The sequence below is a fragment of the Pseudomonas sp. NFACC42-2 genome (genome assembly GCF_900116055.1).
GTDB classification, from domain to species: Bacteria; Pseudomonadota; Gammaproteobacteria; order Pseudomonadales; family Pseudomonadaceae; genus Aquipseudomonas; species Aquipseudomonas marginalis.
Map to the genome: position 1 here is coordinate 809,367 of NZ_FOZO01000001.1, position 14,678 is coordinate 824,044.

Genomic DNA, 14,678 nt, shown 5'->3' on the forward strand with positions numbered 1-14,678 from the left:
CGCCATCGGGGGCAAGCCCCCTCCCACATTTTGATTTTCACCTGGTTCGAAATCAGTTCTTGTAGTCGGTATCAGTCCGCTCCAACTGCCGAATCAGCGCATTCCAATGCCGCGCCACCCCCGGTCCTTCGCCACTGGCAAACACCTTGGCCTGTTGTTCGACTTTCTCCACCACTTCGGCCGGCGGGAAGATCAACTCCACATTCCCCGCCGCCTGCGCCGCCACCTGGATATTGCACGCGCGCTCCAACTGTTGCAGCTGCACAAATGCATGTTCAACGCTGACGCCGGCGGTCAACAAGCCATGGTTGCGCAGGATCATCACGCTCTTGTCGCCCAGGTCCGCCACCAGCCGCTGGCGTTCGTCCAGGTCGAGGGCCACGCCTTCATACCCGTGGTACGCCACGCGCCCGGAAAAACCAATGGAATGCTGGGAGATCGGCAGCAGGCCGTCTTTCTGCGCCGACACCGCAATGCCGTCGCGGGTGTGGGTGTGCAGCACCGCCTGCAGGTCATGGCGTGCGCCGTGGATCGCGCTGTGGATCACATAGCCGGCGTAGTTGATGCCCAGGCCGGTAGGGTCATCGACGATAGTGCCGTCGAGGTCGACCTTGACCAGGTTGGATGCGCTGATTTCATCGAACAACAACCCGAAGGCGTTGATCAGGAAATGCTCCTCCGGCCCCGGTACGCGGGCGGAGAAATGGGTATAGATGTGGTCGGTCCACTTGTACAAGGCGGCCAGGCGATATGCGGCGGCCAGTTTGACGCGCACCTCCCACTCTTGCGGGGTAACGCGCTGGCGAACATTGCTGGTGAGGTTGGTGATCGAGGTGACGCTGCTCATGGCAAAACTTCCTGGATGGCCTTAAGGACTTCCAGGCAAGCCTAGGGGATGGCCAAAAATAATAAAAAGCACATTTTAATCTAAGCTAATTATTATTTTTTTTCATATAACCCTCACCAACAGCACAAGCCAAATGGGAGTAGGCTTGCCCCCTCCCACATGGATCAGGCTGCGTCGCGGACTTTATGCAGCGACGCCGCCACCCGCTTGCCAAACGCATCCACCGGCCCCTGCAGGTTGCCCAGGAAGTGCGGATAGATCAGCCACAGGTCCATCACCGGCTTGAAATCCTTGAGCGGCATCACCGCCAGCTGCTCACGGTGCGCACTGCGTTCCAGCAACGGCCGTGGCACCAGACCCAAGCCCAGGCCGTCGGCCACCAGGCCCAGTTGCAGTTCGGTGCCGAAGGTCTCCAGGTTGACCCGCAGGGCCAGGCCCTGATCGGACAAGGTGCGCTGCAGGCCGGCACGGAAGCCGCAGCCGTCCGGGTTGAGGACCCAGCCATTCTGGTACACATCGGCCAGCTTGCACGGTTTCTTCGGCAGTTGGGCCTTGGCGCAGACCACCACCAGTTCCATCTTGCCGATGGACTCGCCGACGATGTTGTCCGGGAAGATCTTGCCTGCCGGGAACAGCGCCGCCGCCGCATCCAGTTCGCCGCGTTCGATCTTGCCCACCAACTGGCTGCCCCAGCCGGTGGCGACCTGGGCACGCAAGTCGGGGTATTCGCTGCGCAGGTGCTTGAGCGCGTCCAGCAGCACCACGTCGCCGATGGTCTGCGGCACCCCCAGGCGCAGCAGGCCGGTGGGCGGTGCGTCGGTGGCCACCAGCTCGCGCAGGGCATCCATCTCGCGCAGGATCAACCGGCACTGCTCATAGACGCGGGTGCCGATCAACGTCGGCTTGAGGGGCTTGGTGTTGCGGTCGAACAGCTCCACGCCCAGCGCCTGCTCGAAGTTCTGCACACGGCGGGTGATGGCCGGCTGGGTCAATTGCAACGACTCGGCGGCATGGCTGATGGACTGGCAACGAATCACTTCGACAAAGGCATCGATATCGTCAATTTTCATTTGGGCCGCACATAGAGAACAGTCATTAAGATGTGTGTGAAGCATAGTTGCAGGAACGCAGCGTGAATAGCCCGTGCTGCAATCGATAACGTCTAACGCTATTCAGACCTGTTCTAAATTACCTTCAGCTATAAGCTAATCATTAAAAAATAGCATATTAACTATAAACATTATGCTTAGATAACCCCATCCCTGCGACCACACGACGGAAGTGCCATGACCCAGGCCCGACACCCCGAGAGACTCAGAGCCTTCATAGGCGCCCTGGCGGAATTGATCGACGGCAACCCACGGGAAGGCGACCTGTTGCACCGTGGCGGCAAGCTGCTGGCGCAACTGGTCAGCCATGACGACTGGCTCCCCGATGAGTTTGCCCAACCCGACCCCGAGCGCTACCAGCAGTTCCTGCTGCATGCCGATTCGCGCCAGCGTTTCAGCATCGTCAGCTTTGTCTGGGGGCCGGGGCAAAGCACGCCGATCCACGACCATCGGGTGTGGGGGCTGATCGGCATGCTGCGCGGGGCAGAGTTCTCCCAAGGCTTCGAACGCGCGCCCGACGGCAGCCTGATCGCCGAAGGCCAGCCGATTCAACTGGTGCCGGGCCAGGTCGAAGCGGTGTCGCCCAAAGTCGGCGACATCCACCAGGTGAGCAATGCCCACAGCGACCAGGTGTCGATCAGCATTCATGTGTACGGCGCCAATATCGGCGCGGTGCGCCGTGCGGTGTACCAGCCCGACGGCAGCGAGAAACTGTTTATCTCCGGTTATTCCAACGCCTTCCTCCCGAATATCTGGGATTTGTCCAAAGAAAAGAGCCCTGCCCTATGACCACCGTATCGACCCGTAGCTTTGCCCGGATTCGCCAGGCCCTGTTGGACCGTGAAGAAGTCGCCCTGGTGGACGTGCGCGAAGAAGCGCCGTTTGCCGAATCCCACCCGCTGTTCGCGGCGAATATCCCGCTGTCCAAGCTGGAACTGGAGGTGTATTCACGCATTCCACGCCGCGATACCCAGGTCACCGTCTACGACAACGGTGAAGGCCTGGCCGCCCGTGCCGCCGAACGCCTGGTTGCGCTGGGCTACACCCAGGTCAGCCTGCTGGAAGGTGGCCTGGACGGTTGGCGCCGGGCCGGTGGCGAGCTGTTTATCGATGTGAACGTGCCGAGCAAGGCCTTTGGCGAGCTGGTGGAAAGCGAGCGCCACACGCCGTCCCTCGCCGCTGAAGAAGTGCAGGCCTTGCTCGACAGCCAGGCCGATGTGGTGGTGCTCGACGCCCGCCGTTTCGACGAATACCAAACCATGAGCATCCCCACCGGCATCAGCGTACCCGGTGCCGAGTTGGTGTTGCGCGCGCGCGAACTGGCGCCCGACCCGGCCACCCGCATCATCGTCAACTGCGCCGGGCGTACCCGCAGCATTATCGGTACCCAGTCGCTGATCAATGCCGGCGTGGCCAACCCGGTGTCTGCGCTGCGCAACGGCACCATCGGCTGGACCCTCGCCGGGCAGAAACTCGCCCACGGCCAGTCGCGGCGCTTTGCCCCGACCTCGGAAGAACATCGTCAGATCGCTGCCGTCGATGCCCGCCGTGTCGCCGACAAGGCCCGCGTCGGCCGCGCCACCCTGGCCGACCTGCAAGCCTGGCAGCAGGACACCACCCGCACCACCTACCTGTTCGATGTGCGCACCCCGGAAGAATTCGAAGCCGGCCACCTGCCCGGCGCACGCTCCACACCGGGCGGCCAGCTGGTACAGGAAACCGACCATGTCGCCAGCGTGCGCGGGGCACGCCTGGTACTGGCGGACGACGATGGCGTGCGGGCGAATATGTCTGCGTCCTGGCTGGCCCAACTGGGCTGGGAGGTGCATGTGCTGGATGACCTGCAGGCAGCGCATTTCAGCGCGAAAGGCGCCTGGGTCGCCCCGGTGCCCGCGCCGCCCCAGGCCGAACTGATCAGCCCGCACACCCTCGCCGAATGGCTCACCCATGGCGACACGGTGGTGCTGGATTTCACCGCCAGCGCCAACTACGTCAAGCGCCATATACCCGGTGCCTGGTGGGCGTTGCGTGCGCAACTGCCCGAGGCCCTGGCCAAGATACCCGCCGCCCAGCGTTATGTGCTGACCTGCGGCAGCAGCCAACTGGCGCGCCTGGCGGTGGCTGAAGTCGAAGCGATCACCGGCAAACAGGTGTTCCTGCTGCAAGACGGCACCGCCGCCTGGATCAACGCGCAACTGCCACTGGAAGAAGGCGAAACCCACCTGGCCTCGCCGCGTATCGACCGCTACCGCCGGCCGTACGAAGGCACCGACAACCCCAGGGAAGCCATGCAGGCTTACCTGGACTGGGAATTCGGTCTGGTGGAGCAACTGGCCCGCGATGGGACCCATGGGTTTTACGTCATTTGACCCCAAGGCACGCCTGCCCCCATTGCGGGAGCAGGCGCTGCCCCAGGCTGATGGGGCGGGGGTACTGCGTTACTTTCTTTCTTCTGTGTCGGTGCAAGAAACCGTCCCCGAGCTACCGCTCAACTGAGACTGCATGGCGTGGACACCCGCCTCCATTTGCGAGGCCACGCTGAACTGGGCACCGAACAGCAGACTGAACATGACGCATGTGGTTGCCAATAATTTGCACATGACGAATCCTCACTGGTTCGCTGAGAGGGTACAAATACCCCCATCGTTTACTCGCAGCTGACTTGGCTGCGTACTGTCATTTTCTGCCCGGCGCAACGCCTGGACACCTGTGAAGAATGACAGTGGCCTAGACAACTTCGCACTATGCAAACCTGCGTTGAGAGCGATTGGCGCCGCCCCCCTTGGACACCCAGGCACCCCAGCCGCAATTACCTATTCGAAAATACATAAAACGCATATTAGATAACAAATTATCTTAATATTTTTCATAATTAACATATAACCAAAAAGACTTTCACAGCAGGTTTTTATGGGCATAACGTGAACTCCTCACCGACCCCTTCTCCAGGCGGAGGTAGCCGAACCCTTTTTCGATCTGCCTGGAGCCTGCATCCCATGGTCTTTTCCACTCCGTTCAAACGCCTGCTCCTGGGCACCGCCCTGGCCCTTGGCCTGGCCACCGGCGCCCACGCCGCCGACCTGCAACCGCTGCGGGTGGCCAATCAGAAATCGACGATCAAGACGCTGCTGGAAGTCTCCGGCGAAACGAAAAACGTGCCCTATCAAATCCAGTGGTCGGAGTTCCCGTCCGCCTCGCCCCTGGGCGAAGCCTTGAATGCCGGTGCCGTGGATATCGGTGCCCTGGGCGATGCGCCCTACGTGTTTGCCCTTGGCGCCGGCGCCTCGCTCAAGGTGGTCAGCATCATCCACGCCGAAGGGCGTAACACCACCGCCCTGCTGGTGCCCAAGGATTCGCCGATCAAGACGGTGGCCGGCCTCAAGGGCAAGAAAATCGTCACCGGGCGTGGGTCCATCGGCCATTATCTGGCGATCAAGGCCCTGGCCACCGCCGGCCTGACCACTAAGGATGTGCAGTTCATTTTCCTGCTGCCCAGCGAGTCGCGCCTGGTGCTGGATAACGGCACCGTCGACGCCTGGTCGACCTGGGACCCCTACACCACCGTCGTCACGTCCCAAAGCCAGGCGCGGATCCTGGCCAGCGGCAACACGCTGTTGAGCAACCACCTGTACCTCGCCGCCACCCGCCAGGCCATCGCCGACAAGCGCACGCAGCTGGACGACTTTGTCGCCCGCGTCGACCGCGCCTACGCCTGGGCCAATACCCACCCCGACGAGTACGCCGCCGCCCAGGCCAAAATCACCGGGCTGCCGCTGGCCGTGCATCTGGCCGTGGCCAAGGAAACCCGCCTGAGCCCGGTGCTGATTGACGATAGCGTGATCAGTGGCCTGCAGGCCACCGCCGACACCTACCAGCAAGAAGGCCTGCTGCCCCGGCACATCGACGTGTCCCAGGGCTTCGACACGAGCTTTAACGCCAAGCGCGCCCCCAACAACCAAGCATCACGCTGAAGGAGCAGAACATGAGCACGCCACGTCAATTGAAACCCCGCCATTTGAAATTGGGCGCCATGGTCCACGGTGTCGGACACGGCTGGGGCGAATGGCGCCATCCGCAGGCGCAACCGAATGCCAGCACGAATTTCGGCTTCTACAAGCAGCAGACCGAACTCGCCGAAGCGGCCAAGTTCGACTTCGTGTTCATCGCCGACAGCCTGCACATCCACGCCAAATCCAGCCCGCATTACCTCAACCGCTTCGAGCCGCTGACCATCCTCTCGGCCCTGGCCGCACTCACCAGCCATATCGGCCTGGTGGCCACCGTGACCGTCAGCTACACCGAGCCCTACCAGGTGGCGCGCCAGTTCGCGTCCCTGGACCATATCAGCGGCGGTCGCGCCGGCTGGAACGTGGTGACCTCGTGGCTCAGCGGCACCGCCGACAACTTCGGCAAGGCCGAACACCCACCCCACGCCGTGCGCTACCGCATCGCCAAGGAACACCTGAACACGGTCAAGGGCCTGTGGGATTCCTGGGAAGACGACGCCTTTGCCTACAACAAGCAAAGCGGCGAATTCTTTACCCCAGGCAAGCTGCATGCGCTGAACCACAAAGGCGAGTTTTTCTCGGTCAAAGGCCCGCTGAACATTGCGCGCTCGCGCCAGGGCCAACCGGTGATTTTCCAGGCGGGCACCTCCGAAGATGGGCGTAACTTTGCGGCGCAGAACGCCGACGCCATCTTTGTGCATGTGGAGAGCATCGAAGAAGGCCTGGCCTACACCCAGGACCTCAAGCGCCGCGCCAAGGGCTTTGGCCGCGACGCCGACAGCCTGTCGATCCTGCCGGGCATCCGCCCGATTGTCGGCCGCGACGAGGCCGAAGTGGAAAGCCGCTACCAGCAGGCCGTGGAGCTGGTCACCGTGGAAGACGCCATCGTCGCCCTCGGCCGCCCGTTCAACGACCATGACTTCAGCCAGTACCCGCTGGACGCTCCCTTCCCGGAACTCGGCGACCTGGGCGCCAACAGCCAGAAAGGCGGCTCCGACCGTATCAAGCAACTGGCCAGGGACGAAGGCCTGACCCTGCGCGAAGTGGCGCTGCGCTTCTCGCGGCCCAAGCGTGATTTTGTCGGCACCCCGGAGCAAGTCGCCGACGCGATCCAGACCTGGTTCGAGCGCGGTGCCAGCGATGGTTTCATCATCAACTCGGTGCTGCCGGACGGCTTGCAGTACTTCACCGAACTGGTGGTGCCGGTGCTGCAACAGCGGGGCCTGTTCCGTAGCGAATACACGGGGCACACCCTGCGCGACAACCTCGGCCTGGACGTGCCGGCCAACCGTTACAGCGTCACCGCCGAGGTCGAAACGCAACAGGAGGCGCTGGCATGAGCGAATCCCTCAACCGTCAGTTGGCGGCGCTGCACGCCGAACGTGTAGCGACCTGGGCGCCGGCGGCGTTGCAGGTCAATATCGACCAGCGCCAGCGCCTGGTGGATGAAGCACGGGTAGACGACTATGTGCAGCTCGGCGATGAACTGGCCCCCTTCACCCTGCTCACTGTGGAAGGCGGCGAACTGACCCGCGAACGGCTGCTGGCCGGCGGCCCGGCGGTACTGATCTTCTTCCGCTTTGCCGGCTGCCCGGCGTGCAATATCGCCCTGCCCTATTACGAACGCCAACTCTACCCACGCCTGCGTGAACTGGGCGTGCCCCTGGTCGCGGTGAGCCCGCAAGTGCCAGAACGCCTGGTTGAGATCAAGAGCCGCCACGCCCTGCAATTGCTGGTGGCCAGCGACCCGGACAACCACCTCGGGCGCCGCCTGGGCATCCTCTACAGCTTCGACGAAGCCTCGCGCAATGCAGCCCTGGCCAAGGGCAATCACATCGGTGAAACCACCGGTACGGGAACCTGGGAGTTGCCGCAACCGACCGTGGTGGTGATTGCCCAGGACGGCACGGTGGCGTTCGTGGACGTCAGCCCGGACTGGCTGGTGCGTACCGAAGCCGAGCCGGTGGTGCAGGTGGTGGAGCGCTTGTTGGGCGAGCAGCCTGTACGCATCGCCATCTAGGCCCTCCGCCCCCTATGGGAGGGGCGGTGCGACGATTCGACTTGCCCCCCGATAGCGGTGTGTCAGGCAGCAGATTCGTTAGCTTAACCACCGTCATCGGGGGCAAGCCCCCTCCCACATTTTGACCGAGTACATTCATCATGACTTCATCGTCCCAACCGTCTCTACGCTCCGTGGAGGTCGCCAACTTCGAGGCCCTGCTCGAACGCCTCAGCGCGGAGCTGGCCGGCACCGCGCACCTGTATGACGAGAGCGGCGCCTTCCCCCATGACAACTTCCAGCGGCTGCACGACCATGGCCTGGTCGCCCTCACTGTGCCCAAGGCCCTCGGCGGCGGTGGTGCCAGCCTGCCCCAGGCGCGCAAGGCGATCAGTGCGATTGCCAAGGGCGAACCGTCCACCGCACTGATCCTGGTGATGCAGTACCTGCAACACACGCGCCTGCAAGACAGCAAGACTTGGCCGCCCCACCTGCGTACCCGGGTGGCTGAGGACGCGGTGCGCAACGGCGCATTGATCAATGCCCTGCGCGTCGAACCCGACCTCGGCACCCCGGCCCGTGGCGGGCTGCCGGCGACTACCGCCGTGCGCACTGCCGAGGGCTGGCGCATCAGCGGGCGCAAGATCTACTCCACCGGCAGCCATGGCCTGAGCTGGTTCAGCGTATGGGCGCGCAGCGATGACGCCGACCCACTGGTGGGCGCCTGGCTGGTGCCCAAGGACAGCCCCGGCGTGAGCATCATCGATACCTGGGACCACCTCGGCATGCGCGCCACCTGCAGCCATGAAGTGGTGCTCGACAATGTGCTGGTGCCACTGGACCACGCCGTCAGCGTCAGCCCCTGGAGCGCACCGCAACCGGAACTGGATGCCGAGGGTTTCCTATGGATGTCGGTGCTGCTGTCCTCGGTGTATGACGCTGTGGCCCAGGCTGCGCGGGACTGGCTGGTGAACTGGCTGGAAGAGCGCCAGCCATCCAATCTCGGTGCGGCGTTGTCGACACTGCCGCGTTTCCAGGAAACCGTCGGCCATATCGACACCCTGCTCTTCGCCAACCGCAGCCTGCTCGACGCCGCCGCCGACGGCCACACTCCGGCCGCCAACGCCGCGCAGTTGAAGTACCTGGTCACCCACAACGCCATCCGCGCCGTGGAGTTGGCCATCGAGGCCTCCGGCAACCCTGGCCTGTCACGCCATAGCCCGCTGCAACGCCACTACCGCGATGTGCTGTGCAGTCGCGTGCATACTCCGCAGAACGATGCGGTGCTACAGGGCGTCGGTAAAGCCGTGTTCGCCCAACGCCAGAAGGAGCGCACATGAGCCCGGTGATTATTGCCAGCCAGTTGGACGAAGACTACAACGAGGTGATCCGCGCGCGCCTCACTGCGATCCACCCCGGAGCCCAGGTGATCGGCGTGCCGGCAGGCGTGCCAAGCGACCTGCCGCCCCAGGCGAATATCCTGCTGCTGCGCCCGATCAACGTGCGCGGCTACACCGCCCCGGACACCCCGCCACCGGGCTGGCCCTACGGCGCGCAATGGGTGCACCTGGTCTCGTCGGGCATCGACTTCTACCCGCAATGGCTGTTCAACGGCCCGCCGGTGACCACCTCCCGAGGCAGCGCCGCCGACAACCTGGCCGAGTTCGCCCTGGCGGCGATCTTTGCCGCCTCCAAGCATTTGCCGGACATCTGGGTGAAGGACTCGCAATGGAACTTCACCGCTCTGCGCCCCCTCAAGGGCACCACCCTGGGCATTCTCGGCTTTGGCGCGATTGGTGAAAGCCTGGCGCAAAAAGCCCTGGGCCTGGGCATCAAGGTGGTCGCACTGCGTCAGAGCCGGGCACCGTTCGGCGCCGGCGTGGACGCCGCCCAGGACATCCACGACCTGTTCGCCCGCGCCGACCACCTGGTGGTGGCAGCGCCACTGACCGACGCCACGCGGCATATCATCAACCGCGATGTGCTGGGCAGCGCCAGGCCGGGCCTGCACCTGATCAACATCGCCCGTGGGGGCTTGCTCGATCAGGAGGCGTTGCTGGAGGCCCTGGATAACGGCCAGATCGGTCTGGCATCGCTCGACGTGACCGAGCCGGAGCCCTTGCCGGACGGGCACCCGCTGTACAGCCACCCACGGGTACGGTTGTCGCCGCATACGTCGGCGATTTCGACCAATAGCCGCAACGAGATTGCCGATACGTTCTTGGCGAATCTGGAGCGCTACGTTTCAGGGGTTGAACTGGCGAATCTGGCTAACGCCTGACGCTGTTCAAAAATGTCGGAGGGGCGGTGCGACGATTCGACTTGCTCCCGTGGCGGCCTTCGGGCCGACCATGTCGTTGGAGTTGAGCGAGTACATATCCGTTGCTGCGGTAACGGCGGCTTAGGGTTCCGCCCTTACGGCGGGTCACTTTGGAAAAGCCCCAAAGTAACCAAAGGGCTCTTGCCCCAACACTCGGCACCTCGCCTAGGCTCGGTGTGCCCTCACTCCGGCTTGAATCCGTGGGCCGCCGTCATGGGCCATCCTTGGCCCAGGACGGCTAACCCGGCGTCCTGCCGGGTTACCCACGGATTCAAGCCTGCGTTCGGCCAGCGTGTTTGACGGGGCGCCTAGGATCAAGATCAAAAGCCAGAGCAAAAGCAGAGCAAAAGCAGGCTGAGGTCTACCTGCTGGATGGAGATCCAAATGTGGGAGGGGGCTTGCCCCCGATGAGGGTGGGTCAGTGATACTTGGGTTGACTGACTCACCGCTATCGGGGGCAAGCCCCCTCCCACATTTACCGAGTACACCAGACCCAACTCCGGTCGGCTCTAAGGCCGCCGCGCTTTGGCTTTTGATCTCAAATCGCCCCGTCAAACACGCTGGCCGAACGCAGGCTTTGGAGCGTGGGTAACCCGGCAGGACGCCGGGTTAGCCGCGCTGGGCCAGGGATGGCCCATCGCGGCGGCCCACGCTCCAAAGCCTTCGTTCGGGCACACCGAGCCTAGGCGAGGTGCCGAGTGTTGGGGCGAGGACCTTTTGCTTACTTTTGGGTCCCTCCAAAAGTGAGCCGCTGTAAGAGCGGAACCATAGGCAGCCGTTACCGCAGCAACGGATATGTACTCGGTCAAAGCCAACGACATGGTCGGCCCGAAGGCCGCCACGGGGGCAAGCCCCCTCCCACATTTGGTTATGCGGCCAGGCGAAAAATATCATCAGATATACGCATTATAAATAACCATTAACTGCATATTTTTAATAATTAACATATAACAAAACGGACTTTTACGAACGCCTATCCTATCCATATTGTTATGTCCAGCACCGACCCCTGACCAGGTGGAGGCCTTGCCTGAACCACCACTTTCTCAGGGACCTACCATGAGCCACATCGCCGCGCCCAATCGCCTCACCCTTGCTGTCTCCCTCGCCCTGTTCGGCGCGTACGCCCACGCCGATGACGCCGCGCTACCGGTGGTCAATGTCACGGCCGAGCACCGCAGTGAAGACCTGCAGAAAACCCCGCTGGCGATTTCCGCCTTCGACGAGAAGAGCCTCGACGACAAGCAGATCCGCAGCGTGCGCGATCTGTCGGGCCAGGTGCCGAACCTGACCCTCAGCCGCCAGTCGATCTCCTACAGCGCCCAGACCTATGGCATTCGCGGCATCGGTGAAACCGACCCGATCCAGGAAGCCGCAGTGGCAGTGTACGCCGACGACTTGTACATCCCACGGGCTATTTCCTCGATGCTCGACTTCAATGACGTCGAGCGCGTCGAAGTGCTGCGCGGCCCCCAGGGCACCCTGTACGGGCGCAACAGCAGCGCGGGGGCGATCCGCGTGATCACCCGCGACCCCAGCCAGGAAACCCGTGGTTTCGTCGAGCTCGGTGCGGGCAATTACAATGCGCAGAACGGCCGTTTCCTGATCAGCGGCCCGCTGGTGGACAACGCGTTGTTCGGCAGCTTTTCGGCGATCCGCCTGAGCCGCGACGGCACGGTGTCCAACCCGACCCGGGGCAAGGATGTCAACAACGTCGATATCCAGTCCTACCGCGGCAAGCTGCGCTACAAGCCCGAGGATTCACCCTGGGATGTGCAGTTGACCCTGGCCGGCACTTTTGACCGTGGCGACACCACCAGCTACTCGCCGTTCGACGCCAACGGCCGTTTCGACAAGTTCAAGAGCTACAGCAGCCTCGACCCGAAAAACCGCCTTGACCAGGGCAGTTCGGTGTTGCGCGCGATCTATGCGATCAACGATCACTTGAATGTCAAATCGGTCACTGCCTGGTCGTCCTTCAACCAGCCGGTGGACTACGACAACTCTGGCCAGGCCGCGCTGATCCAGAACAACCTGATCCTCTACAAGCAAAACTACGCCACCCAGGAATTCCAGCTCAACGGCGACTATGACGACTTCAGCTTCAGCACCGGCCTGTACCTGTACCGCGAACGCTTCGATGCCGACCGCGACAACCTCACCTACTCCATCGCACGCAACCGGGTGATCGGCCAGGGCCAGTACAGCACCACCAACACCGAAAGCTACGCGCTGTATGGCCAGGGCACCTACAAGATCACCCCGCAGCTGTCGCTGATCGCCGGCCTGCGCTTTACCCGCGAACACAAGAACTTCGAGTTCACCAATTACGCGATCAATACCGACCGGCAGATTACCGGCACCAACTTCGCGGCCGAGTCGAGCAAATCCTGGCAATCCACCAGCCCGAAAATCGGCTTCGAATATGCCTGGACGCCGCACCTCAACCAGTACGCCTACGTCGCCAAGGGCTTCAAGGCCGGCGGATACGACAACCGTGCGCCGACCCGCGCCGCCGCCGAGCAGGCGTTTTCGCCGGAAGACGTGACGACCTGGGAAACCGGCTTCAAGGGCGACTTCTTCGACCAGCGTCTGCGGGCCAACGTCGCGCTGTTCTACAACGACTACAAAGATCTCCAGACCAACGCCTACGACCCGGCGCTGGGGGTGAGCCTGCGCACCAACGTCGGCCAGGCCCACACCTACGGCGTCGAGCTGGAAACCCTCACCGCCCTGAGCCGCGACCTGCAACTGAGCGCCAACCTCGGCTACCTGGAGAGCCAGTACGACGACTTCCAGAACGCCAGCGGTGCCGGGGTCGATGCCAATGGCAAGCAACTGGTGTTCTCGCCGCGCTGGAACGCCAGTGTCGGCCTGAACTACACCATTCCCGCAGGCCTGCCGGGCACCTGGCTGGCGGGTACGGATGCGCAGTTCCAGACCAAGTCCTACGCCAACGCGCTGAACGACGACATCCAGGAAGTGCCGCAGCAAACCTTCTGGAACGCCAACACTCGCTACATCAGCGGCAACGGCCACTGGACCACCACCCTGGCGGTGAAAAACCTGCTGGACCGCGCTTACCCGCAATCGGTGGGCTATGTGCCGTCCAGCGGCGCCCGTTATTACTCGGTCAACGATCCGCGCACGCTGTTGCTGTCGGTGCGCTATGACCTCTGAGTGCGTTACTTGATGCGGTAGTGGAAGGTATTGCGCACCGCCGGTACGGCCACGGCCTTGCCATCAACGATCCTCGGCTGGTAGCGAAAGGTGTTCGCCGCCGCCAGTGAAGGCCGGATAAACAACGGGTGGCAGCCGTCCAGCACCTTGGGATTTTCCACGCGGCCTTGCGTGTTGACGCTGTACTCCAAGGTGCAGTCGCCCTCGATGTTCTTGTCCAGGGCGCGCTCGGGATAGTCCGGTGCCTCCTTGCTCAGGGGTTGGTATTGGCGGCTGTCGAAGGCGGGTGCCGGGGCTGGCGCGGGGGTGGCAGCCCGAGCTTTTTCAGCGGCCAGGCGTTGCTGATCGAGGCGTTGTTGTTCCAGCTCGCGGTTGCGTTGTTCGCTGGCCAGGCGTTCCTGCTGCTGCTCGATCTTCTTGTCTTCGACGCGTTTACGCGCCAGGGCGGCTTTCTCGAGTTTTTGCGCCTGGACCTGTGGATCGACCACGGGCTTTACCGGCACCGGTATCACCACCGGCTCCGGCGGTGCGGGGGCAGCCGCCACCGGTTCAGGCTCGGGCGCTGGCGCCGGTGGCAGCATGACCAACTGCGTGTGCATCACCCGAGGGGCATCCGCCACGGGCTTTTGCGTCGACCAGCCCAGCATCAACGCGGCCAGCACGCCGACGTGCAGCGCCACCGCCACGCTGGCGGCGAGGCTGTTTCTCCAGAACCCGGAAGCATCCCGGGGCGCCATCGTCAGGGTGGGACTGTGCATGATCATCGCCGTCATTGCGGGGCCTCGGTCACCAGCCCCAGGTTGCTGACTCCACCCTTCTGCAACACCGCCATGGCCGCGACCACACGGCCGTAACCGGCGTTGTCGTCAGCGCGGATATAGACCTGGGTGTCGCTGCGCGCCGCCACCACCTGCATGACCTTGGCGCCCATTTCATCCAGGCTCACGGCGCTGTCGGTCTGGTGCCGGGTATCGAGTTCGCCGCCGAGGTTCCAGTAGTAGCCACCGTCGGCCTTTACCGACAGCGTGAGGATCTGCTGGCGGGTGTCGGTGGCCAACGCCTCGGCGGCGACTTTGGGCAGGTCGATCTTCACACCCTGGGTCAGCATCGGCGCGGTGACCATGAAGATCACCAACAGCACCAGCATCACGTCGATATACGGCACCACGTTCATCTCGGCCTTGGGCCCGTGCTTGCGTTGCGGCCTGACTAACAT

General features: G+C 63.2%; 12 protein-coding genes. 8 read left to right on the forward strand and 4 right to left on the reverse strand.

Annotated elements, in window-relative coordinates; all coding sequences use genetic code 11:
• Positions 1 to 52 precede the first annotated feature (52 nt).
• Both BM416_RS03560 and BM416_RS03565 read right to left on the reverse strand, forming a co-directional pair.
• A complete protein-coding gene (locus tag BM416_RS03560; protein ID WP_092485437.1) occupies positions 53 to 847 on the reverse strand; it encodes a class II aldolase/adducin family protein in 795 nt (264 codons plus the stop codon).
• 164 nt (positions 848 to 1,011) lie between these two features.
• Positions 1,012 to 1,917 (reverse strand): LysR family transcriptional regulator, encoded by a 906-nt coding sequence (locus BM416_RS03565; protein ID WP_027608694.1) that lies wholly within the window; start codon positions 1,915 to 1,917, stop codon positions 1,012 to 1,014.
• A gap of 216 nt (positions 1,918 to 2,133) precedes the next feature.
• On the opposite strand from BM416_RS03565, the gene BM416_RS03570 reads away from it, so the two are divergent.
• From BM416_RS03570 to BM416_RS03610, 8 genes are all read left to right on the forward strand, one after another.
• Positions 2,134 to 2,745: a cysteine dioxygenase family protein gene (locus BM416_RS03570; protein ID WP_065948165.1), complete on the forward strand. Its 612-nt coding sequence runs from the start codon at positions 2,134 to 2,136 to the stop codon at positions 2,743 to 2,745.
• The gene (locus BM416_RS03575) at positions 2,742 to 4,325 is read left to right on the forward strand and encodes a rhodanese-related sulfurtransferase (protein ID WP_092485440.1); all 1,584 of its coding nucleotides are present in this window, start codon (positions 2,742 to 2,744) and stop codon (positions 4,323 to 4,325) included. The genes BM416_RS03570 and BM416_RS03575 overlap by 4 nt, the downstream gene beginning before the upstream one ends.
• Positions 4,326 to 4,952: 627 nt before the next feature.
• On the forward strand, positions 4,953 to 5,927 hold the full coding sequence (locus BM416_RS03580; protein ID WP_092485443.1) for an ABC transporter substrate-binding protein: 975 nt from the start codon (positions 4,953 to 4,955) through the stop codon (positions 5,925 to 5,927).
• Between the two features lie 11 nt (positions 5,928 to 5,938).
• Positions 5,939 to 7,303: an LLM class flavin-dependent oxidoreductase gene (locus BM416_RS03585; RefSeq protein ID WP_092485446.1), complete on the forward strand. Its 1,365-nt coding sequence runs from the start codon at positions 5,939 to 5,941 to the stop codon at positions 7,301 to 7,303.
• Complete coding sequence (locus BM416_RS03590; protein WP_092485449.1) at positions 7,300 to 7,983, forward strand: peroxiredoxin-like family protein; 684 nt, start codon at positions 7,300 to 7,302, stop codon at positions 7,981 to 7,983. Before BM416_RS03585 ends, BM416_RS03590 begins: the two co-directional genes overlap by 4 nt.
• Before the next feature lie 140 nt (positions 7,984 to 8,123).
• Positions 8,124 to 9,302: an acyl-CoA dehydrogenase family protein gene (locus BM416_RS03595; protein WP_092485451.1), complete on the forward strand. Its 1,179-nt coding sequence runs from the start codon at positions 8,124 to 8,126 to the stop codon at positions 9,300 to 9,302.
• Entirely contained in the window at positions 9,299 to 10,243 is a 945-nt protein-coding gene (locus BM416_RS03600; protein WP_092485454.1) for a D-isomer specific 2-hydroxyacid dehydrogenase family protein, read from the forward strand. The genes BM416_RS03595 and BM416_RS03600 overlap by 4 nt, the downstream gene beginning before the upstream one ends.
• A 1,098-nt stretch (positions 10,244 to 11,341) precedes the next feature.
• Positions 11,342 to 13,462, forward strand: coding sequence for a TonB-dependent receptor (locus tag BM416_RS03610; RefSeq protein ID WP_092485459.1), 2,121 nt, complete (start codon positions 11,342 to 11,344; stop codon positions 13,460 to 13,462).
• 5 nt (positions 13,463 to 13,467) lie between these two features.
• Here the strand turns inward: BM416_RS03610 and BM416_RS03615 are convergent, their stop codons facing one another.
• On the reverse strand, positions 13,468 to 14,235 hold the full coding sequence (locus BM416_RS03615; RefSeq protein ID WP_092485462.1) for an energy transducer TonB: 768 nt from the start codon (positions 14,233 to 14,235) through the stop codon (positions 13,468 to 13,470).
• Positions 14,232 to 14,678 carry a protein TolR gene (gene tolR, locus BM416_RS03620; protein WP_092485465.1) on the reverse strand — a complete coding sequence of 149 codons (447 nt, stop codon included), beginning with the start codon at positions 14,676 to 14,678 and terminating at the stop codon, positions 14,232 to 14,234. Before tolR ends, BM416_RS03615 begins: the two co-directional genes overlap by 4 nt.

Bases quoted from the DNA above. Each gene is read 5' to 3' on its own strand.
- BM416_RS03560 (WP_092485437.1), bottom strand. From the start codon at position 847: ATGAGCAGCGTCACCTCGATCACCAACCTCACCAGCAATGTTCGCCAG.
- BM416_RS03565 (WP_027608694.1), bottom strand. From the start codon at position 1,917: ATGAAAATTGACGATATCGATGCCTTTGTCGAAGTGATTCGTTGCCAG.
- BM416_RS03570 (WP_065948165.1), top strand. From the start codon at position 2,134: ATGACCCAGGCCCGACACCCCGAGAGACTCAGAGCCTTCATAGGCGCC.
- BM416_RS03575 (WP_092485440.1), top strand. From the start codon at position 2,742: ATGACCACCGTATCGACCCGTAGCTTTGCCCGGATTCGCCAGGCCCTG.
- BM416_RS03580 (WP_092485443.1), top strand. From the start codon at position 4,953: ATGGTCTTTTCCACTCCGTTCAAACGCCTGCTCCTGGGCACCGCCCTG.
- BM416_RS03585 (WP_092485446.1), top strand. From the start codon at position 5,939: ATGAGCACGCCACGTCAATTGAAACCCCGCCATTTGAAATTGGGCGCC.
- BM416_RS03590 (WP_092485449.1), top strand. From the start codon at position 7,300: ATGAGCGAATCCCTCAACCGTCAGTTGGCGGCGCTGCACGCCGAACGT.
- BM416_RS03595 (WP_092485451.1), top strand. From the start codon at position 8,124: ATGACTTCATCGTCCCAACCGTCTCTACGCTCCGTGGAGGTCGCCAAC.
- BM416_RS03600 (WP_092485454.1), top strand. From the start codon at position 9,299: ATGAGCCCGGTGATTATTGCCAGCCAGTTGGACGAAGACTACAACGAG.
- BM416_RS03610 (WP_092485459.1), top strand. From the start codon at position 11,342: ATGAGCCACATCGCCGCGCCCAATCGCCTCACCCTTGCTGTCTCCCTC.
- BM416_RS03615 (WP_092485462.1), bottom strand. From the start codon at position 14,235: ATGACGGCGATGATCATGCACAGTCCCACCCTGACGATGGCGCCCCGG.
- tolR (WP_092485465.1), bottom strand. From the start codon at position 14,678: ATGTTAGTCAGGCCGCAACGCAAGCACGGGCCCAAGGCCGAGATGAAC.